The sequence below is a fragment of the Streptomyces sp. NPDC023723 genome (assembly GCF_040639815.1).
In the GTDB taxonomy this organism is placed as follows: Bacteria; Actinomycetota; Actinomycetes; order Streptomycetales; family Streptomycetaceae; genus Streptomyces.
Map to the genome: position 1 here is coordinate 291,169 of NZ_JBFAAP010000004.1, position 20,635 is coordinate 311,803.

At 68.7% G+C, this 20,635-nt stretch carries 12 protein-coding genes and 2 pseudogenes; 4 read left to right on the forward strand and 10 right to left on the reverse strand.

The window, feature by feature from the left end; all coding sequences use genetic code 11:
* Nucleotides 1-86: 86 nt before the first annotated feature.
* The 8 genes from AB0G32_RS08120 to AB0G32_RS08155 form a co-directional block, all read right to left on the reverse strand.
* On the reverse strand, nt 87-1,505 hold the full coding sequence (locus AB0G32_RS08120; protein ID WP_361159831.1) for an NAD-dependent malic enzyme: 1,419 nt from the start codon (nt 1,503-1,505) through the stop codon (nt 87-89).
* A 364-nt stretch (nt 1,506-1,869) separates the two neighbouring features.
* Nucleotides 1,870-4,173, reverse strand: a complete 2,304-nt coding sequence (locus AB0G32_RS08125) for a UvrD-helicase domain-containing protein (RefSeq protein WP_361159834.1) — start codon at nt 4,171-4,173, stop codon at nt 1,870-1,872.
* A 59-nt stretch (nt 4,174-4,232) separates the two neighbouring features.
* Nucleotides 4,233-5,003, reverse strand: a complete 771-nt coding sequence (locus tag AB0G32_RS08130; RefSeq protein WP_361159837.1) for a zf-HC2 domain-containing protein — start codon at nt 5,001-5,003, stop codon at nt 4,233-4,235.
* Between the two features lie 62 nt (nt 5,004-5,065).
* Nucleotides 5,066-5,653, reverse strand: coding sequence for a sigma-70 family RNA polymerase sigma factor (locus AB0G32_RS08135; protein ID WP_361159840.1), 588 nt, complete (start codon nt 5,651-5,653; stop codon nt 5,066-5,068).
* 335 nt (nt 5,654-5,988) lie between these two features.
* On the reverse strand, nt 5,989-6,555 hold the full coding sequence (locus AB0G32_RS08140) for an ABATE domain-containing protein (protein WP_361159843.1): 567 nt from the start codon (nt 6,553-6,555) through the stop codon (nt 5,989-5,991).
* An 88-nt stretch (nt 6,556-6,643) separates the two neighbouring features.
* Entirely contained in the window at nt 6,644-7,795 is a 1,152-nt protein-coding gene (locus AB0G32_RS08145; protein WP_361159846.1) for a uroporphyrinogen-III synthase, read from the reverse strand.
* Between the two features lie 114 nt (nt 7,796-7,909).
* Entirely contained in the window at nt 7,910-9,262 is a 1,353-nt protein-coding gene (locus AB0G32_RS08150) for a nitrate/nitrite transporter (protein WP_361159848.1), read from the reverse strand.
* A 93-nt stretch (nt 9,263-9,355) separates the two neighbouring features.
* Nucleotides 9,356-9,838, reverse strand: coding sequence for an ATP-binding protein (locus AB0G32_RS08155; RefSeq protein ID WP_361159852.1), 483 nt, complete (start codon nt 9,836-9,838; stop codon nt 9,356-9,358).
* A gap of 268 nt (nt 9,839-10,106) precedes the next feature.
* On the opposite strand from AB0G32_RS08155, the gene AB0G32_RS08160 reads away from it, so the two are divergent.
* The 4 genes and pseudogenes from AB0G32_RS08160 to AB0G32_RS08175 all read left to right on the forward strand — a co-directional run bounded on the left by AB0G32_RS08160 (nt 10,107) and on the right by AB0G32_RS08175 (nt 12,777).
* Nucleotides 10,107-10,985, forward strand: a complete 879-nt coding sequence (locus tag AB0G32_RS08160; RefSeq protein WP_361159855.1) for a helix-turn-helix transcriptional regulator — start codon at nt 10,107-10,109, stop codon at nt 10,983-10,985.
* On the forward strand, nt 10,982-11,209 hold the full coding sequence (locus AB0G32_RS08165) for a DUF397 domain-containing protein (RefSeq protein ID WP_361159858.1): 228 nt from the start codon (nt 10,982-10,984) through the stop codon (nt 11,207-11,209). Before AB0G32_RS08160 ends, AB0G32_RS08165 begins: the two co-directional genes overlap by 4 nt.
* 793 nt (nt 11,210-12,002) lie before the next feature.
* A pseudogene (locus AB0G32_RS08170) lies at nt 12,003-12,239 on the forward strand (hypothetical protein); the annotation flags it as partial.
* Between the two features lie 7 nt (nt 12,240-12,246).
* Nucleotides 12,247-12,777: a transposase family protein gene (locus AB0G32_RS08175; protein WP_361159970.1), complete on the forward strand. Its 531-nt coding sequence runs from the start codon at nt 12,247-12,249 to the stop codon at nt 12,775-12,777.
* Nucleotides 12,778-12,790: 13 nt separating this feature from the next.
* Here AB0G32_RS08175 and AB0G32_RS08180 read toward each other — a convergent pair whose 3' ends face one another.
* Nucleotides 12,791-13,570, reverse strand: coding sequence for a hypothetical protein (locus AB0G32_RS08180; RefSeq protein WP_361159861.1), 780 nt, complete (start codon nt 13,568-13,570; stop codon nt 12,791-12,793).
* Between the two features lie 80 nt (nt 13,571-13,650).
* Nucleotides 13,651-20,510: pseudogene (locus AB0G32_RS08185) on the reverse strand (toxin C-terminal domain-containing protein).
* Between the last annotated feature and the right edge of the window lie 125 nt (nt 20,511-20,635).

Here is a 20,635-nt window from a genome sequence, read left to right on the forward strand (position 1 = left end):
GGGTGCCGGTGAAGCGACGCGCCGGGTGAGGACCGTCGACGGCCCGGGAAGACCGTGGTGATCCTCACAGCCGGCGCACACCCGCGCTAGGCGACGGTGGCGCCCGCCGCCTTCGCCGCGTCCCGCACCGCGCCGGCGACGGCACCGGCGACCTTGTCGTTGAAGACGGAGGGGACGATGTAGTTCGGGTTCAGCTCGTCCTCGGTCACCACGTCCGCCAGGGCGGTCGCGGCGGCCAGCATCATCTCGGTGTTGACCGTGCGGGACTGGGCGTCCAGCAGGCCGCGGAAGACGCCCGGGAAGACCAGCACGTTGTTGATCTGGTTCGGGAAGTCGGAGCGGCCGGTGGCGACCACGGCGGCCGTCCGGCGGGCGACGGCGGGGTCGACCTCGGGGTCCGGGTTGGCCAGCGCGAAGACGATCGCGCCGTCCGCCATCGCGGCCACGTCGTCGCCGTCCAGGACGTTCGGGGCGGAGACGCCGATGAAGACGTCGGCGTCGCGCACGGCCTCCTTCAGGGTGCCGGTGAGGCCCTCGGGGTTGGTGTTGTCGGCGATCCAGCGCAGCGCCGAGCCGGGGGCGGCGTCCACCAGGTCCTCGCGGCCGGCGTGCACGACACCGTGGATGTCGGCGACGACCGCGTTCTTCACCCCGGCGGCCAGCAGCAGCTTCAGGATGGCGGTGCCGGCCGCGCCCGCGCCGGACATCACCACCCGCACGTTCTCGATGCCCTTGCCGACCACCCGCAGGGCGTTGGTGAGGGCGGCGAGCACGACGATCGCGGTGCCGTGCTGGTCGTCGTGGAAGACCGGGATGTCCAGGGCCTCGCGCAGCCGGGCCTCGATCTCGAAGCAGCGCGGCGCGGAGATGTCCTCCAGGTTGATGCCGGCGAAGCCCGGGGCGATGGCCTTGACGATCTCCACGATCGCGTCGGTGTCCTGGGTGTCCAGGCAGATCGGCCAGGCGTCGATGCCGGCGAACCGCTTGAACAGGGCCGCCTTGCCCTCCATCACCGGCAGCGCGGCCTTCGGGCCGATGTTGCCGAGGCCGAGGACGGCCGAGCCGTCCGTGACCACCGCGACGGAGTTGCGCTTGATGGTCAGGCGGCGGGCGTCCTCGGGGTTCTCCGCGATCGCCATGCACACCCGGGCGACGCCCGGGGTGTAGACCATGGACAGGTCGTCACGGTTGCGGATGGGGTGCTTGGACTGCATCTCGATCTTGCCGCCGAGGTGCATCAGGAACGTACGGTCGGAGACCTTGCCCAGGGTGACGCCCTCGATGCCGCGCAGTTCCTGCACGATCTCGTCGGCGTGCGAGGTGGAGGAGGCGGCGATGGTGACGTCGATGCGGAGCTTCTCGTGACCGGACGCCGTGACGTCGAGGCCGGTCACCGAGCCTCCGGAGGACTCCACCGCGGTGGTGAGCTGCGAGACGGCGGTTCCGCTCGCGGGCACCTCCAGCCTGATGGTCATCGAGTAGGAGACGCTGGGCGCCGTAGCCATGGCCGACTTCCTTCTGCTTTTACCGTGTCGCGTGTCGCGTGTCGCTTGGTTGTGCCGTCCGATGGTCGCACCTACCCCGGAGTACGCGGTAGCCGCCCCTGGTTTCGGAAAACCGGTTCCACCATACGAGAAGCGTACGAGAACTCGCGGTCCGGGGAAAGAGAACCCCGGGACGGGAATTGTCTTGCGGGGATCGTTTGTTACCTTGGACGTGGCACCGGCCCGATCCAAGCCCCCGGGCCCAACCTACGTCGCTACGAGCGACCACTTGCCGCGAGGCGAGCATGGCGGGTCGGTGTCACTTAGACGTAAAAAGACGCGAGGCCCGCACCGGCGACGGTGCGGGCCTCGCCTCATGCCGGCGTCAGTCGCGCAGCAGGTCCGGCAGGCCGGCCGCGTCCGGCTCGTCCCGCTCCCCGGAGACCACCGTGAGCTGCTGGGTGGCCCGGGTCAGGGCGACGTAGAGCACCCGCAGCCCGGCGGGCGACTCGTCGGCGATCTCGGCCGGGGAGACCACCACGGTGGCGTCGTACTCCAGACCCTTGGCCTCCAGACTGCCGAGCGCCACCACCCTCTCCCCGAGCGGGGCCAGCCATCTGCGGGCCTCCTCGCGGCGGTTCATGGCGACGACGACACCGACCGTGCCGTCGACCCGCGCCAGGAGCCGGGCGGCCTCCGCCCGGACCGTCTCGGCGAGCGAGCCGCGGACGACGGCGAAGCGCGGTTCGAGGCCGGTGGAGCGGACCGCCTTCGGGGACTCGGCGCCGGGCATCGCCAGGGCCAGCACCCGGGCCGCCAGTTCGGCGATCTCGGCGGGGTTGCGGTAGTTCACCGTCAGTTCGAAGCGGCGGCGCGGCCGGGTGCCCAGCGCCTCGTCGCGGGCGGCCGCCGCCTCGTCCGGGTCGGACCAGGAGGACTGCGCGGGGTCGCCGACCACCGTCCAGGTGGCGTGCCGGCCGCGGCGGCCGACCATCCGCCACTGCATCGGTGTCAGGTCCTGCGCCTCGTCGACGATGACGTGCGCGTACTCGGTGCGCTCCTCGGCCAGCCGCTCGGCCCGCTCGCGCCGGGTCTCCTCGCGCTGCGGCATCAGCTCCTCCAGGCCGGTGAGCTGGTCCAGCGGGTCCAGGTCCCGGCGCTTGCGGGGGCGGGCCGGGGCGCCCAGGATCGCCTGGAGCTCGTCGAGCAGCGCGATGTCGTGCACCGAGTGGCCCTCGCGCCGCAGCGAGCGGGCCACCTTGCGCACCTCGCCCGGGTTGAGCACCCGGCGCGCCCAGCGGCCAAGGCGTCGCTCGTCGGCCATCGCGGCCAGCACCGAGGCGGGCGTCAGCTCCGGCCACCAGGCGTCCAGGAAGGCGATGAAGGGGTCCTCCGCCGAGACGTCCTCGTCGAAGGAGGAGCGCAGCTCGGCGGCGAGCTCCGGGTCGGTGTGCCGGGTGGCGGCGCCGGACTGGGCCCACAGGGCGTCCAGCAGCAGCTTGCGGGCGCGCGGGCGCAGCAGGTTGACCGGCGCGGTGCCGCCGAGGGCGGTCTGCCGGAGGCCGGCCAGCTCCGCGGCCGCCAGCTCCAGCCGGCGGCCGAAGGCGACCACCCGCAGCCGGGCCGCCGGATCGTTCAGCTCCAGGGCGCCGCGCGCGGCCCGGCGCAGCACCTTCAGCATCCGCGCCGAGCCCTTGGCGCGGGCGGTGGCCGGGGAGTCGTAGAGGGTGGCCTCGGCGCCGTCGAACAGGGAGCCGATGGCCCGGATGGCGACCTGGCCCTCCTCGCCGAGGGAGGGCAGCACGCCCTCGGTGTACGACACCAGGAGCGGGGTCGGGGAGACGATCAGGATGCCGCCCGCGTACCGGCGCCGGTCCTGGTAGAGCAGGTACGCCGCCCGGTGCAGGGCGACGGCGGTCTTGCCGGTGCCGGGGCCGCCCTCGACGTAGGTGACGGAGGCGGCGGGGGCGCGGATGACGAGGTCCTGCTCGGCCTGGATGGAGGCGACGATGTCCCGCATGGAGTGGGTCCGGGCCTGGCCGAGCGCGGCCATCAGGGCGCCGTCGCCGAGCACGGCCAGTTCGCCGCCGTCCAGGTACGCCTTGATCTCGGGGCGCATCAGGTCGTCCTCGACGCCGAGCACCCGGCGCCCCTTGGAGCGGATCACGCGCCGGCGCACGACCCGCCCCGGGTCCACCGGCGTGGACCGGTAGAACGGCGCGGCGGCCGGCGCCCGCCAGTCGATGACCAGCGGCGCGTACTCGGCGTCCAGGACGCCGATCCGGCCGATGTGCAGGGTCTCGGCGATGTCGGCGGTGCCGTCCGGGCGTACCGCCCCCTCGGCGGGCTCCACGGCGGTGTAGGCGCCGTCCGGGCCCTTCTTGCCGTCCTTGCCCCGCAGCAGGTCGATGCGGCCGAAGAGGAAGTCCTCGAACTCGTTGTTCAGCCGGTTGAGGTGGACGCCCGCCCGGAAGACCTGGGCGTCCCGCTCGGCCAGCGCGCCGGGCGTGCCGACCTGGCCGCGCTGGGCGGCGTCGTTCATGAGGAACTCGGCCTCGTGGATCTTCTCCTCAAGACGGCGGTACACCCGGTCCAGGTGCGCCTGCTCCCCGCTGATCTCCCGCTCTCGGACAGAATCCTGGGTTCTGTCCGAGTCGACGGCCGAATCCTGTTGCGCCTGTGCGGCCACCGGGCCCCCTTCTGACGTGCTGGGCAGCCGTCAACCGTACGCGAAGGGGGCCGGTGAAGCTACGCGTCGACCTCGACCAGCCGTTCGCCGCCGAAGGTCATGACCTCGAAGTGGTCGATCTGGTTCGGTTCGAAGGCGGCGCCGCCGTGCACGTAGAGCGGCTGTTTGGCCTTGTCGGTGGTGGCGTCCGGGATGCCGTAGCCCCACTCCGGGACCGACCACGACGTGACCGTCTCGCGCTCGCCGTTCTTGCCGACCGCGATCAGCGCGCACTTCTCCGGCCCCTTGACGTTCTTCAGCTCCAGCACCGCGTGCGTGCCCCACGCCTTCTTCTCCACCGCCACGGTCGCGCTGACCTCGGTGTCCGGGTCGGTGGCGCTGACCCGGTCGGTCATGTCGCCGAACGCCTCCTGGGCCGGGGCGGCACTGCTGCGCACCTCGGCGGTCCGGCCCTCGTCGCCGCCGCTGGTGGTGGCCACGGCGGCGAACGGGCCGCCGACGATCAGCGCGGCGGCGGTGCCCACCAGGTACAGGTTGCGGCGCTTCTTGCGGGCGCGGCGCTCGGCGACCTCGTCGACGAGTTTCTCCGCCACCCGGGGCGCGGGCCGGGCGGAGAGCGACTCGCCGAGCGCGGGGGTGCCCACCCCGCCCGGCAGCCCGGCCAGCGCGGCCATCATCGGTTCCATGCCGGCCAGTTCGTCGAGCTGCTGGGCGCACCACTCGCAGCCGGCCAGATGCCGTTCGAAGGCGGACGCCTCGGCGTCGTCGAGAATGCCGAGGGCGTAGGCGCCCACGGTCTCGTGCTCGCTGGGCACCGGAGACTCCCGCATGGGGCCAGCCATACCCGGACCTCCCGCACCGAACCCCCGAGATCCCCCGTGAACCCCGTTCGTCACGCCGTCACCCCCCGCTCCTCCAGTGCCAGCTTCATCGATCGCAGGGCGTAGAACACCCGGGAGCGGACCGTGCCGCTCGGTATGCCCAGGGTCTCGGCCGCCTCATTGACGGTACGCCCTTTGAAGTACGTCTCGACGAGTACTTCCCGGTGGGCCGGGGTCAGGTCGTCGAGCGCGTCCGACAGCGTCATCAGCCACAGCGCCTTGTCGATCTCGTCCTCCGCGGGGATGACCTCCAGCGGCGACGGATCGACCTCCTGCGGCCGGGCCTGCCGGCTGCGATGGCCGTCGATGACGATGCGCCGGGCGACCGTCACCAGCCAGGGGCGTACCGATCCGGTCGCCCGATTGAGCGAACCGGCGTTCTTCCAGGCCCGGATGAGCGTCTCCTGCACGACGTCCTCGGCGCGCTGCCGGTCCCCCGCGACCAGCCGCAGCACATACGCCAGCAGGGGTCCGGCGTGTTCCCGGTACAGCGCGCGCATCAGTTCCTCGTCGGGTTCCGAGGACGACCGGGCGGACATCCGATGTCGGGCCCTCGTACCGCGTTCCTTGGCCACGACGGGATCCTTGCGCACGCCCACCTCCGGTGTCCGGGGGTTCCCCCGAGTCGGTCGCTCGTCCATTCGGTACGGACGGGGAGGGTGGGGTGTTCAAAGGCGGGGGACAGAAATCCGCCGGGCGGCCCACGGCGAGTGGGTTCGGGTACTCATGCCGGGGCGGGGGCGCCGGGCCGTCGTGGGGTCAGGCCAACTCCGGTCCTGCGCAAGGGAGTACGCCATGCCGAACACCGCCCGCTCACGCCGCCGCGCCGGCTCCTCACCCTCGCCACCGGCAACTGGCCCGCCCGGACTCACCTCAGCCTCGTCGGGGCCGCGCTGGGCTCACCTGAGCGCCCCGTAAGGGGGACTCAACCCACTCACGCCCGGGCCACCGCGGCGACCCGCCGCCGATGCCGGGCGACCCGCTCCCGATTGCCGCACACCTCACTGGAGCACCAGCGCCGGCGCCGGCCCCGCGAGGTGTCCAGGTACACGATCGGGCAGCCGTCCCCCTCGCACTGCCGCAGCCCGGCCCGCGCGACCGGATCGGTGAGCAGGTCCACCGCGTCCCGGGCGAGCGCCCCGAGCAGGGCCGCGCACTCCGGCGGCTCCGCCAACTCCCGTACCAGCACGCCCCCTTCCGCGGGCACCGCCCGGGGCGCCGGGGGCGCGGCGCGGGCCAGGTCGTTGACGTGGGCGAGGGCCTGCGGGTGGGGACGGGCCCCCGGGGTGAGCCGGTCCCGGACCAGCCGCCCGGTGCGGGCGCGCAGTTCCCGGAAGGCGGCGAGCCAGCAGGGGTCGGCGTGGTCCAGCCGGGTGCCCGGCGGGACCAGCCCGGCGGCGGCGATCCAGCCGCACAGGGCCGCGACCGAGTCCAGGTGTTCGGCGGGATGGGAGGTGGTGAGGAGATCCAGGCAGGGTCGTCCGGTGTCGAAACGCGCCATGTTCCTGTCACCACCTGGGCTGCACGACTGGGGGAACCGTCCTCCCACAGTGCCTGCCCGCACCGGCAGCCGGAACCCCCCGTACCGGCTAGGCGTCGTACTTGGTCTCGGCCGACGGGTCCAGGGCGAGCCGGTAGCCGCGTTTGACGACGGTCTGGATCAACTTGGGCGTGCCCAGGGCGGTGCGCAGCCGGGCCATCGCCGTCTCGACGGCGTGCTCGTCGCGGCCGGCCCCCGGCAGCGCGCGCAGCAGTTCGGCGCGGGGCACCACCCAGCCCGGCCGCCTCGACAGGGTCCGCAGCAGCGACATCCCGGCCGGCGGTACGGGTTTCAGCGCGCCGTCCACCAGCACGGCGTGCCCGCGGATCTCCACCCGGTGCCCGGCGACCGGCAGCACCCGGGCCCGGGCCGGCAGTTCGCGGCAGAGCAACTGCACCAGCGGCCCGAGCCGGAACCGCTCCGGCTGGATCGTGTCAATGCCGCGGGACTGGAGCGGCAGCGCGGTGACCGGGCCGACGCAGGCGGAGAGCACGTCGTGGCCGAAGGCGGTGAGCAGTTCGGGCAGCAGCCCGCGTTCGTCGGCGCGGGAGAGCAGGGCGGCGGCGGCGGGCGCGCTGGTGAAGGTGATCGCGTCCAGGCCGCGGGAGACGGCGGCGTCCAGCAGCCGGTCGACGGGGCCGATGTCCTCCGGCGGCATCCACCGGTACACGGGCACGCCGACCACCTCGGCCCCGCCCGCCCGCAGCGACTCCACGAACCCGGGCAGCGGCTCCCCGTGCAGCTGGACAGCGATCCGGCGCCCGTCGACCCCCTCCTCCAGGAGCCGGTCGAGCACCTCCGCCATCGACTCGGAGGACGGCGACCACTCCTCGGTCAGCCCGGCGGCCCGTACCGCGCCCTTGACCTTGGGCCCGCGGGCCAGCAGCTCCACCGTGCGCAGCCGCTCCACCAGCGCCTCGCCCAGCCCCCAGCCCTCGGCGGCCTCGACCCAGCCGCGGAACCCGATGGCGGTGGTGGCGACCACCACGTCCGGTGCCTGGTCGATCAGCTCCTTCGTCGCGGCCAGCAGCTCACTGTCGTCGGCGAGCGGCACGATCCGGATCGCCGGGGCGTGCAGGACGGCCGCGCCGCGCCGGGTCAGCAGCGCGCCCAGCTCGTCGGCGCGGCGGGCGGCGGTCACGCCGACGGTGAAGCCGGCCAGGGGTCCGTGGTCGTCGATCTGTCGCTGTACGTCGTCCATGGCCTCGTCCCGCTTGTTCCTGCCCCGCGTGTTCCTGCCGGCGCCCATCGTGCCGACCGAGCCTGTCAACGGCTCGTGACAGGCTCGGTTCGGCTGTATGTCACCAGTGTTACGTCATACGTTGGAGTAGCTGAGCTGCGCGTTCTCCTCCGTGGGGGCGGCCGGTCCGGCGACCGGGGCGCCCTGGCGCCGAAGGTATACCGCCCAGGTGAGCGCGAAGCAGGCGGCGTAGAAGGCGAGGAAGGCGACGAAGGCGCCGGTGCCGGAGCCGTAGGAGAGGAAGGACTGCCGGAAGGCGAGGTTGATCCCGACGCCGCCGAGCGCGCCCACCGCCCCGATGAGCCCCATCGACGCCCCGGACAGCCGCCGTCCGTAGGCGGCGGCGGCCTCACCGGTGAGCCCCTTGGCCTCGGCCTTGGCCTGGAAGATGCCGGGGATCATCTTGAAGGTGGACCCGTTGCCGAGTCCGCTGAGCACGAAGAGCACGACGAAGGCGCTGACGAACAGGCCGAGCGAGTCCCGCATGCTGGCGACGATGAGTACGGCGGTGGCGGCGCCCATGGCGACGTAGTTCCACAGCGTGATCTTCGCGCCGCCGTACTTGTCGGCGAGCTTCCCGCCGACGGGCCGGATGAGGGAGCCGAGCAGCGGCCCGATGAAGGTGACGTACGCGGCCTCCAGCGGCGTCCGCCCGAACCCGCTCTGGAGCACCTGCCCGAAGGCGAACGAGTACCCGATGAACGACCCGAAGGTCCCGACGTACAGGAAGGCCATGATCCAGGTGTGCCGGTCGCGGGCGGCGTCCTTGGCGGCGCCGGTGTCGTTCTTCACGGACGCGATGTTGTCCATGAAGACCGCGGAGAGCACGGCGGCCACGACGATCAGCGGGATGTAGATGCCCAGCAGCACCCGCGGCCCGCCGCTCGCCCCGATGATGGCGAGCGCGGCCAGCTGGATGACCGGCACCCCGATGTTGCCGCCGCCGGCGTTCATGCCGAGCGCCCAGCCCTTCTTCCGCAGCGGGAAGAAGGCGTTGATGTTGGTCATGGAGGAGGCGAAGTTGCCGCCGCCGATGCCGGCCAGCAGGCCGACGAGCAGGAACGTCGAGAACGACGTCCCGGGCTCCATCACCACGAACGCGGCGATGGTCGGCACCAGCAGCAGACTGGCCGAGATGATCGTCCAGTTCCGCCCGCCGAAGATCGCGACAGCGAACGTGTAGGGAACCCGCACGACGGCCCCGACCAGCGTCACCACCGACGTCAGCAGGAACTTGTCGGCGGGGGTGAGCCCGTACTCCGGCCCCATGAACAGCACGAGCACGGACCACAGGGTCCACACGGAGAACCCGATGTGCTCGGAGAGCACCGAGAAGAGCAGATTCCGGTTGGCGATCCGCGCCCCGGTCCGCTCCCAGAAGGTCTCGTCCTCGGGTTCCCAGTGCTCGATCCAGCGACCTGCCGCCATGACGCCTCCACGCTCCTTGGACTCGGTCTTTCGAAGGTAGGGAGACCGCGTTTCATGACTGTGGCTGCGGGTGACCGGTGGGGAACGTTGCTCTCACCCTCCGGGGAACACGGATGAGAGGTCCCGGAGTGTCAGTTCCGCCTGGATGGACTTGCCGTTCCGCTCCATCCGCACGGTGAGGCGGGCCGCGAGCCCTTCGATAACCGTGAGCCCCCGGCCGGTCTCGGCCTCGGGGGCGGCTGCCCGCTGTACGGGAGGACGAGGCGAGGAGTCGGCCACGGTCACCCACACCACCCCCACCGCCGGACGCTCCACCGTCAGCCGGCACCAGCCCGGCTCCTCGGCAGTCGCTGTGGCCGGACGGCCGTGCAGCACGGCATTGGTGACCAACTCGCTCGCGATCACCTGAGCGCTGTCGGCCAGTTCCTCCAGCCCCCAGCAGGCGAGTGTGGTCCGGACACTGCACCGGGCGAGCGCGGCGGACTCGGGGATCAGGGCGAGGGCCTGCGTGTAGCCGGGGGCAGTGCCGGTCAGCGGGAGCAGGGGCGATTGTTCACGGGACATCTGGTGGGTCATCGCGGCCTCGATTCTGGGGCGGGACGGAGTGACGCCATACGCGGCCGGTTACTTTCCGGCACGGCGCGCTCACGAGACGTCAGAGTGCACCCATGGAAGCGATGGCTGCAAGTTTGGAATTCAAATCCGCAAAGACAGAACACACGTGCTGTGGACCTGCGACCCTGACACCGGGCACACTGCACCCGGAAGCGCATCCGAGGACCCCTTCGCACGGGCCAGCCAGCCCGAGCCGTACCCGAGTTGACCCCACGGAGGGCAGATTCAGATGGCGACCGTCCGTCTCGTTCCGACAGTCCGCCGACGCCGCCTCGGAGGTGCTCTGCGCCGGTTGCGCAACCAGGCCGGCGCCTCGATCGAGGCCGCCTCGGAGGCGATGGGCTGGGACCCGAGCAAGCTGAGCCGCATCGAGAACGCCAAAGCGCATCTACCCGTCAAGGACGTGGCCCCGCTCCTGGCCCAGTACGGCGTCACCGACGCGGACGTGATCAAAGCACTCGAAGGGCTCGCCCAGGATGCCAACAAGACTGGCTGGTGGACGACATACGGAAACGTCGTCGCCGACGGCTACAAGGACTACATCGGGCTTGAGGAGGACGCGGAGTCGACGCACATCTACGTCCAGGGGCTCATCCCCGGTCTCCTCCAGACCGGCGCGTACGCCCGTGAGATCATCGCCGGGACCGGACCGCACCTCGGACCAGCCGACGTGGCCGCGCTCGCGGAGGTGCGCAAGAAACGTCAGGCCATCCTCACCGACAGCACACGGCCAACCGGCCCCCTCAAGCTGTGGGCCGTCATTCATGAGACCGCACTCGGCTACAGGTCGGCGGCCCAGCCGACCCTGATGCGCGAACAGCTCCGTCACCTGCTCGACATGACCGACCTGCCGAACCTGACCCTCCAGATCATGCCGAAGGACGCCCCCGCGCACCCCGGGATGGCGGGCCCCTTCCACGTCGTCCGCTTCCCGATGCCGTGGCCTACCGTGATCAGCCTGGAGAACCTCCGGGGCGGCTACTTCGTGGAGGGCACCGACGACGTGAAGGCGTTCGAGTCGTGCTTCGAGTTGATCGTCGCCGCCGCGCTTCCCGTGGACGACTCCCGGGAGGCCATCAAAAAGATCATGGAAGGGATCTCACGATGACCTCGAAGGAAGAACGCTTCCCGCTCGATCTCCGCCGAGCCGTCTGGTGCAAGTCATCACATTCCGATGCGGCACAGCAATGCCTGGAGATAGCCGCGAATTACCCCGGCATCGTCCCCGTCCGGGACAGCAAGGCCCCGGAGGGGCCCGCGCTCGTCTTCCCCCGGGTCTCCTTCGCGGCCTTCGTCACCGCTGTCGGCGTCGGCGAGTTCGGCGCCATCTGACCCATCCACCCCTCGCCCGACACGGTGCCCGCCCAGGGCAGCTGGGCGGGCACCGTGTCGCGTGCCGGGTCACCGGCGCTGCGGAAGCTGCCAGTGGGCGCGTTCTGCTGGGGATACGGGCTGCGGCGCGCACCGGCCCGGGGCAGGCGGGGCGTACAGCCCCTGCGCCGGGGGCTGCTAGGCGGCGTACGGAGCCTGCGGCGCGGCGTACGGGCCGGCGAAAGGGTTGCCGTGACCCGGCATCGACATCGTCATCGGCGCCTGACCCGGCACGGAGCCCTGCGTCCCCGGCGGCAGGTAACGGACCTGTCCGGCCGCGTCCATCACTGGCAGGAAACCGGCGGCCGTCAGCCGGGCGGCAAACTTGGCGGGAGACCCCGTCGCCGGCGTTCGGGTACTGCGCCCAGTTCTGCGCCGCCCGGGCCTGGGCGCTCGGGCCGGGCACGACAGCATCTTCAGCACGCGCCATTGCTGCCCGTCCTCTGCCGGATGCCAGCGCACTCGTACTCGAACTGCTGTGCCGTGATGGCGAGTCGAACGAGCTTCTTCACCGACGCCAACCGGCTGGTCAGCTCGACGGCCTCGCCGCCAGCCATCAGCCATCAGCCATCAGCCATCAGCCATCAGCCATCAGCCATCAGCCATCAGCCGCAGCATCTCCCGCGTCTGCCGCTTGCGCATCAGCCCCCCCCGGGGCTAACCCGTTCACTTGCGCAACCGGGGCAGTGAGCCTTTTCCAACCTGCTGATCCAGTCCCGCGGTCGGCGTGACGGACGAGTGAAATCCCTGGTAGATGGGTTCACGACCAAGATCACCCGTTCCGCCAGAGGCTTCCCGTGCTTGTCTACCCGTCCGGACTGGACCTGTCCAGCTCGCATCTTCGTTTCCTCACCGCCGTCTCCGTGAACACCGCCGTGCCATCGGCAGCCGGTGGCGTCGGCTGAACGCCGGCCGACAGGCCCTGCCGGCGCTCGCCCACCTGCGCCACGGCCACCCGTACGCCCAACTCGCGGCGGGCTTCGGCATCGGAACCACGACTGCCTACCGGTCCGCCACCGAGGCCGTGGAGATCCTGGCCGCACTCGCTCCCAGCCTCGCCGAAGCAGTACGGGTCACATCGTCGAAGGCGTTCGTACTGCTGGACGGACGCTGCTGCCGACCGATCGGACCGGCCTTTCTACTCCTGCAAGCACAAGAAGCACGGCATGAACGTGCAGATCGCCACGGACCCGGCAGAGCCGGCTGCTGTGGGCCTCACCGGCCCTGCCGGGCGCGATCCACAACGTCCGCGCCGCTCGCGAGCACGGCATCGTCAACGCTCTCGCCGAGGCCGACATCACGTGCTGGGCGGACAAGGGCCACCGAGGAGCGGGAGGTACCGTCTGGGGAAGCTCTCCGCAGGTCAGCAGGCCGTCAACCGGTCCAACGCGAAGATCCGGGCTCTCGTTGAACCTGCCATCGCCGCACTGAAAACCTGGCGTCTCCCGCGCAAACTACGCTGCTCAACCACCCACGTCACCCAACTCGTCCAGGCAGCCCTCACCCTCCACCTCACCACCACGAACTGAGGTTGGAAAAGGCTCACTCTCTACCAGGGCTCTCCCATGTCGATCTAGCTACGCCATCAGAATCTGGCACCACAGCACACCATCCAAACAAGGCCGCATCAGCCAGCATGAACGAGAATCCCATGTCAGTTACTTCAGCAAGGCTCTCAGCCCCCCCGGGATAGGCGCGGTGCATGAGCTGGCCGGGCGTGAGAGGGGCTTCGAACGCAGTGAAATCTTCGTCCAGCAACCCCATGTCGAGCTGCAGGTTCGGGTTTGCGGCAACGCACAGGAGCGAGCGTGCCCGTACCGTATGTGCCACCTCTGTAACATTCCCCGCAGTCACCCGGAACCATCGGCAACCGTAGGCACCGTGCGCCCAGCGCTCACACAAGAGCACTAACCCATCAGCCGCCACCCGAACCGAGTTCCAGAACTCGTCATCCACGGCGTCATCGATAATTTTTAGTTCCTCCTCAGAATCTTGTTCTGCGGGGCGCCACTCAAGAGACAGTGCGTCGCCAGCCAGCCCGGTAAGCACATTGGCTACCGCCGGATCCATTGAGAGATGGATCGCCCCATCCCATCCCGACTCGATGCGGAGCCGCCCCGGCGTAATCAGTCGGCAGTACGGTCCGAACCCAGCCGCCATTCGCTCGGCGAGATCTATCGCCTCTGCCGCGTTGGCCTGCATCCCGTTGCGGAGCTTCCAGTACCGGTCAGGAAGCGGTTGACTGACAAGCAACTCGCTGACCTCAAGACGGTCAGCTCCACATGCCTCGATTGCCGCATTGAGAAACCTCCGCAGATCCACCGCGTAGGCACTCCAGACCGACGCCTCCGCCAGGGAGGCTCGCACATGCGGGTCGCTCGGACTTACGACAAGCTCGGCTGTCATTTGGCTAGCCACTTGAGACCCAACACCTCTCCTGTCGAGGAGACGTCCAGCCCATACGTTCCGTCCCGAGCCGAATCTTTCGTCGACTGGAAGGGATTACGGAAGCTGGCGCCCTTGAATATCGCCTGCTTGTTATGTCCGGTCCGATCGTAGGTGATGTACCGAGGTTGCCCACCTCCAGCCTTCCTATTCTCCCAAATTGGAGCACCACCTGCGGACTTCATTTTTGTTTTCGCGTATCCCAAGAAGTTCGCAATATCGTCAGACTGTGCACGCGTAAGCGAGTTGCAATTGCTGTTGTGGACGAGTACTGGCGTCTGCCCAGCGAGTACATAGTAAGTGTGCAGGTCGTCGACGCTCAGGTTGTACGTGCGAGCATGGTCCGTGTACGCACGATTCGCTGCAACGATGACGGTGTCGCCGTCGTCGCTGAGAAGCGTCATCCCGGACTTAAGAGCACCTGCCTCGATCCAATCTCCCTCAGAGGGCGACCAGAAGGGGTGCTCGTAGGTTGCCGTGAGCTGCTCAACACCACTTTGAGTGACAATCGACAAATCGTTGAATCGCTTGTCGTCCTCGGTGATGATCAGACGGGTAACTTTCCGCGGACCGGATTCACCTGTCTCGGGATCAGTGGCCAGCACTGTGTCGCCGATGTTGACATCTTCGATATCCTTGACGGTTTCGTCAGCCATCAGAACATCCGTGCCAGCAAGGAAACATTGGGTGCAGCTACCCGCGCTGGACCTTTTTCCAACCTCTCCACGCCTATCCCCAGCCGCCCGACCATCGGCGTAGGCTCGTCCGAAAATTTCCAGGAAACTCTTCCTGTTCAACGGCATCGACTCGATGTCGTCAGGCCCCACTTCATCCGAGCAGTCAAAAATGAGACAGGGTCCGAAGTTGTCGATCACTTCCTCGCTATACCCGTAGAGCCACATCATCCACTTGGAATCCTCAATGGCACCGTCATACGCTCCCTGATATTTCATCATTGCTCGATGAAACTCATCACGGTCCACGGTTTGAGCGTTGCGCACGTAGGGAGCATCGCTCAGCGCCAATTCAACCGTTGTGTTATATGCCACGGTCGACGAGATGTCCTGCAATTCCTGTCGAGACGGCTGTGAGTAGTCGACTGCTTCGTTCGGACGTCCGTTGCCCGGTGTCCCGTCGGGACGGGTCGGACAGGCCGCCGTATCACCGCCGGCTCCGCCGCAAGCAAGGCCCATACCCGTGGGGTCGGAGTGGGTGATCGGGTTCTGCGCCCCGTAACCATAGCCGTTAAGGGTCTGATGCTCGTCGAGTTCGAGCAGGGGATCAACGCTTACGAATTGTCCAATGTTCGGGTCATATTCCCGAGCCCCCACGTGCGTCAGCCCAGTCGAGTCGTCCGTCGATTTGCCCAGGAAGCCCTTGTCGTCAGGCCACGTCGTCGCCTTGGTGCCGCGAGTCTCACCGAACGGTGAGTTGTAGCGCTTCGTCACCGCGTACGTGCCGGAGTCGAGTGCGATGCTCGACGTACCGTGGTGGTCGGCGGCCAGGAAGCTGAGCTTCGTGCCCGACACTCCGGAAGTCGCCGTGCGGACGGCGATGGTCTGGCCGTTCGTCGTGTAGTAGCGGGTGCCGGAGAGCGTTTTCGTCGTGCCCTTAGTGGTGAGCCGGACCTCGGTGCCACCCAGGTAGAGGATCGTGTCGCCGTCGCCGTTGGCCCGGCGGATCAGGAGTTCTCCGGAGGCATCGTAGAGGTACGCCGTCTCCTTCGTACTCTCGGTGAGCTTGCTTAGGTCGCCCTCTGCGTTCCAGCTCAGCGACTGCTGGGCCGTCGCTCCGGGACGGGAGGTGGTGTTGCCGGAATTGTCGTAGCCGTAAGCACCGGTTTCGGCGCCCGTCGTCTTATCGAGCGTGTGCAGCTTGGTGTCCGTCGTGCCGTCATAGGTGTACGTGGTGATCTTGTCGCCGGACGACGCATGCTGCGTCTCCGTCTTGCGCTGGCCCGCGTCGGTGTACGTGTAGGACGTCCAGTACGGCGCGGCGCCGTCCAGGTTCGATGTCGTGCGGCCGGAGGTCGAGCAACTCGCCGTCTTGGGAGTCCAGGCGTCCGTCAGCCGGCTGTAGCCGTCGTAGGAGAAGCACTGGTAGTCCGTCTCGGTCGTCCCGCCCTGGGTCGTCGCGTCGAAGATCGATGTGACATTACCGGCGTCGTCCTGGGTGTACTTCAGCTCCTGCGGCATGTAGCCATGCACGTCGTCGGTGACGTAGGAGCGCGTGAGGCGGCGGGTGCCGTCCTCGTAATCCCAGTTGAGGTACGCCTTCTTCGCGGAACTGGCCGTGTCGGTGCCGAGGGCGAGCTGCCGCAGGTCGCCCTGCGGGGAGAAGGCTGCCCCCTGGAGGTAGGAGGTGGTGCCCTTCGCAGTGAGCTGGCCTCCGGTCTCGTTGTAGGTGTAGGCGACCGTTTCCGCCGACAGGCCACCGACCGCCGGCGCAGAGGCCTGGCTGACGGTGCCGTTCAGGTTGTACGAGGTGGTGGTCGACAGCGTCTTCGCCACGTATCCGTCGGCGACCAGCGGCTCAGTGTCAGGCAGGATCAGCTGACTGGCCGTCACTTGGTACAACGCGTCGTACGCGGTGACTTTCTGCGTGTACGCCTTGCCCGACACGCCTCCGTCGTAGCGGACCGCTGTGTCCTGCTGGCCCTTCTTCAGAGTGTCGAAGGACCAGGCGGCGATCTTGTTGGCGTCCGTCTTGGACGTCTGCCACGCACCCGTCTTGCGGCCGAGGTCGTCGTACTCGTACAGCAGCTTCTTGGCCGTGTCGTCGTTCTCGGTGGTGCTAAGGACCTGGTCGAGAAGGTTGTACTCGGTGGTGCTCCTCCCCTTGTCGGGGTCGGTGGCCGTGATCTGGCGACCGAACAGGTCGTAGGTGTACGACCACTTAGTTTTATCCGGACCGGTGATCGTCTCTTGCTGACCACCGGGCGTGTAGGTGTAGTTCGTCGTCGTGTAGGCCGTACCCGTGGGGGTGGGGCCGACGTACTCACGTCGCTCCGTCGTCTGCCCCAACGCGTCGGTCACCACCGCGGTGGCCTGACCGCCCGACGGAGCGGTGGTCGAGACGGTGTCGCCCGTGTACGCCGTGTCGATCGCCCAGCGAGTGGCGCCGTAGACCTTCGTCACGGCCTTCGTCGCACGGCCGGCACCGTCGTACGTGGTGTCCGTCTGCGTCGGTGCCTGACCGCCGTCGACCTCCACCGGGGTTCCGGAGGGAGCAGAGGTCTCGTCCCAGATGTCCGACTGCTGACTGACCGCGAGGCCGCGCTCGTCGTACTCCGTGAGGGAGATCAGCCTGCCACCGTCGGGGCTCGGCGTCTGGGCCTGCCGGGATCGCAGGAGGGAGTCGTAGAACTCGTAGCTCGTGGTGTAGCCGGAGCCGTCTCCCTTGAGCGTTCCGGTCGACACCCAGGACATCGCCGAGTCGGAGACGTTGTAGGCGTAGACGTAGTTCGGTGTCTTGCCGAGCGACTTGGAGCGGTTGGCCAGCCAGGTCTTCACCACGCGGCCGAGGCTGTCGTACTCGGACTCGGTGACGTTGTTATTCGCGTCCGTGGTCTTCAGCGTCGCGCCGGTCGCGAAGTCGAAGGTGGTCGTTGTCTTGTGTGACTTGGTGTTGGTGACCGCCGTCGACGTCAGCGGGCCAGTGGAGGTCGGCGTGTGAACCGTGGTGGCCACCGTCGTGCCGTTGACGTCGCTCACCACCAGCGCCCGACCGAGCGTGTCGTACGTCGTGGTCGACACCTTCTGCCAGGACGAGGCGTCGTCGCTGCCGTATGCCTTGGCTCGTCCGGTCCAGGTCGTGTCGCCCTTGGTGGGCTTCTGCGAGGCGGACCACGCGGTGGCGGTCGCATCGTCGTAGACGGCGGCGGTGTCGGAGATGACGTCACCGGGACGGGAGGAGTCGGCTGGCAGGTCCAGCGCCGAGTCGGCCGTCCCACAGGTTCTGCCCACCGTACGCGTTCGGGAGACGAGGGAGCTGATGCCCTTGTCGTCGTTGCGTGCGTACCAGGTGCGGGTGCACTTCTCGTCACCCGTCGCGGAGTCGTCGCCCCCGTCCTCGACAGTCTCGGCCATGCCGTAGTCGTCGTAGGTGGTCTTCACCGTGCGGACCCGGTCGTACGGCGTGATCTTGCTGGTGATGTTTGTACGGGAGTGCGTGGATCCAGTGCGCACATAGTACGCCTCGATGTCCCCGTACGACTTGTGCTGGGTCGCCGTCCGCTTCGACCAGGGGTCGTTGACGGTGCCGCCCACCTCGGCGTCGCCGTCGTAGGTGACTGTCTCACGGGTGAAGCCCGCGTACTGGTCGGAGTCGGTGACCTCGACCGCCTTGATGCCGGAGACCTTGACGGTCTTCCGCTCGTCCGGGTCCGGGCTCTTGCCGTCGGAACCCAGCACGCGGTCGCCGTTCATGCCCCGGAGATAGACGGAGACCGTCCTGCTCTGGGTCCGGCCGGACACACCGGTGAGGTCGGTGACCTTGCCGTAGCCCCGCCAACTGGACCATGTGCGCTCCTTGGCGGGCGTCATCGGGTCCTCGTTGTAATGCCAGGCTCCGCCACCGGAGTATTCGTAGGTGCGCTGCACCGCCTCTGAACCGCCGTACGGGTCGGTGGTCGACACCGAGCTGACCGGGTACTTCTGGAACCAGTCGAGGACCGGGTCCTTCTCCCCGTTGGGGGACCAGTACACGGGGTAGCAGCGCTTGGTGTTCTCGTCCAGCTGCGGCTTGGTGCCACCCGCGGAGCACTCGGAAGGCGCGTAATTGACGATCGTCTGCGCGCCTGCCTCGGAGGTGACCGCCTTCAGGCGCGGCTTGCTGAGCGGCAGGATGTCGTCGGCAGCCCCGTCCACCCGGTTCGGCAGCATGACGTGTTCGAACTTGACGGGGTCCAGCGCCAGGTCGGTGCCGCGCTTGCCGGTGTGCTTGATCTGGTCCAACCACAGCGATTGGTCGGTGGAGTCGCCGGTGTCGCCCGGGTCCAGGTAGAGGTGGCTGAGCGACCAGGCGTCCACCGCCTCGAACTTGTCGGTGGCCGTGGAGGCGGCGTTCCACGCGTACGTGGTGACGGTGGTCAGCCGTTTGCGTGTGAAGAAGGACGGACCGACATTGCCGGTGCACTTGTCGCCGTCCTTGCAGACGGCGTCGAACGGCACATCCGGCCAGTTGTCCTGGGTGTCCTCCGTAAGGGAGTCACAGCCGGTCCCGGAGGCCAGGCACCGCTCGGCGTAGGAGAGGACAACCTTGTTCGAGGCGGCCGGGGAGCCCGAGAAGAGGGCGTCGGTCCTCTGGCCGTAGCGGATCTCCTTCAGATAGCCGCCGCGGACGTAATCCGTGCCTGTGTTGTCGTCACCGAGCTTGTCGTAGTTATTGTGCTCGGCGGTGTACCAGTACGACATGGCATTGCCATGGGTGTCCTCGACGTAATCCAGGTTCCAGCGCCAGGCCTGCGTCTTGCCCCGGTCAGAGAAAGACGAGCCGTCGGAGTAGCCGGGTTCGCCGTCATCGTCACCGAAGACCGGCACGGTCCACACAGACTGGGTGCGGTCGTCCGCGCCTGCGCCCTCAAGCTTGTTGAGGCCGAAGACGTACTTGGTTCCGTCTCCGGTGACGACCGTCCAGTACTCACCGTCGTTGTCGCCGTTGTCGGCGTCGGTGGAGCGGGTCACGATCGACGCGTCGTCGTTCTCCAACCGCCACTTGCCGGTGGTGTCGTCCTTGACCAGTTCGCTGGCCTTGCCGTTCAGGATGATGGATGCGTTGTCGTACTTCCAGCACAGGTCGTACTTCTCATCCTGACCGTCGTCGTCGCAGGAGCCGTACTTGCGCTCGATGTACGACGAAGTGATGTCGAAGCCCTCACCGACCTGACTGCCCTGGTTGTTCGTGTTCGCAGTGCGGCCGTCGACCGACCCGGAGTCGTAGTCAATCGAGAGGCTCGGGGCGGGACCAGCAGCGGCGGGTGGTACGCGCATCGGATAGGACCAGGTGAACGAGCCCGAGGAGCCGCCCGCTTCCCAGGTCGAGGAGGCGGACAGAGGTGTCGCCTTGTAGTCGCCGGCGCCGGAACCGGCCGCCGTGCTCGCTGCGAGGGCGAACACCGTCGGCTCGCTGCTCGAAGACAGGCTGACCGACGCGGAAATCTGTTCCGTCTCGCGGTCGTTGGCGGACTCGATGTGGTCCGTCGTACGGCACTTGGCGGCGTCCGGGTCGTCCACCGCGCAGCCGGGCAGCCGGCTCAGGCCGGACGCCCCGCCCAGTCCCCGCCGTACGCGGCGGCGAAGGCGGAGTAATCGATGCCCAGACGGGCCCCGCCTCCGTCGTTCAGTGCGGTGACCTTGAGGACGACGCCCTTGACACCGAGTCGCTCCGTGGCCTTCCGGCTCAGCACCTCGACGGTGACGGACTCGACGGCGTCGCCCTTGCCAGACGCGGACACCGTGACGGGCAGCGAACCCGGCGAAGCCTCGGCGGCCCCCTTGCCCGGAACGGTCAGCGTAGCCTTGCCCGCCCTGGGCCAGGTCGTCTTCTGCCGCTGATCCTGCCGCGCACGCGCCGAAGCCGCGCGGTCGGCCTCGGCTGCCTTCTTCACCTCAGCCGCGGTCTTCTTGTTGGTCTCCGCCGTGAACGGAGTCACGTCCGCGGACCGCGCCTTCTCAAGATCCGGCGCGCCCAACGGGTCCGCGTCCGCGGCGAACGCCACTGGGGTCAGCAGGCCCGGCAGCAGGGCGAATCCGACCACCGCCGCCAGTCGTCTCGCGCACGCGGCGGTCCACGACGTACCTGATCGAAGCCGTCTCATGTGATCGCGTCTCCCTGTGAGGCCGCCCTCCCCTGGGCAGCGCCGACCACGGCAGCACGAGCCGTGATAATCGTCTGAGGCAGAGCCGGGCGTTTCGTGCGACTGCCGCCCGGCTCTTGGTCGTG

What these genes read in the sequence shown, in the direction of transcription:
- AB0G32_RS08120 (WP_361159831.1), bottom strand. Translation starts at nt 1,505, where the DNA reads ATGGCTACGGCGCCCAGCGTCTCCTACTCGATGACCATCAGGCTGGAG.
- AB0G32_RS08130 (WP_361159837.1), bottom strand. Translation starts at nt 5,003, where the DNA reads ATGCGGGAGTCTCCGGTGCCCAGCGAGCACGAGACCGTGGGCGCCTAC.
- AB0G32_RS08140 (WP_361159843.1), bottom strand. Translation starts at nt 6,555, where the DNA reads ATGGCGCGTTTCGACACCGGACGACCCTGCCTGGATCTCCTCACCACC.
- AB0G32_RS08145 (WP_361159846.1), bottom strand. Translation starts at nt 7,795, where the DNA reads ATGGACGACGTACAGCGACAGATCGACGACCACGGACCCCTGGCCGGC.
- AB0G32_RS08150 (WP_361159848.1), bottom strand. Translation starts at nt 9,262, where the DNA reads ATGGCGGCAGGTCGCTGGATCGAGCACTGGGAACCCGAGGACGAGACC.
- AB0G32_RS08155 (WP_361159852.1), bottom strand. Translation starts at nt 9,838, where the DNA reads ATGACCCACCAGATGTCCCGTGAACAATCGCCCCTGCTCCCGCTGACC.
- AB0G32_RS08160 (WP_361159855.1), top strand. Translation starts at nt 10,107, where the DNA reads ATGGCGACCGTCCGTCTCGTTCCGACAGTCCGCCGACGCCGCCTCGGA.
- AB0G32_RS08165 (WP_361159858.1), top strand. Translation starts at nt 10,982, where the DNA reads ATGACCTCGAAGGAAGAACGCTTCCCGCTCGATCTCCGCCGAGCCGTC.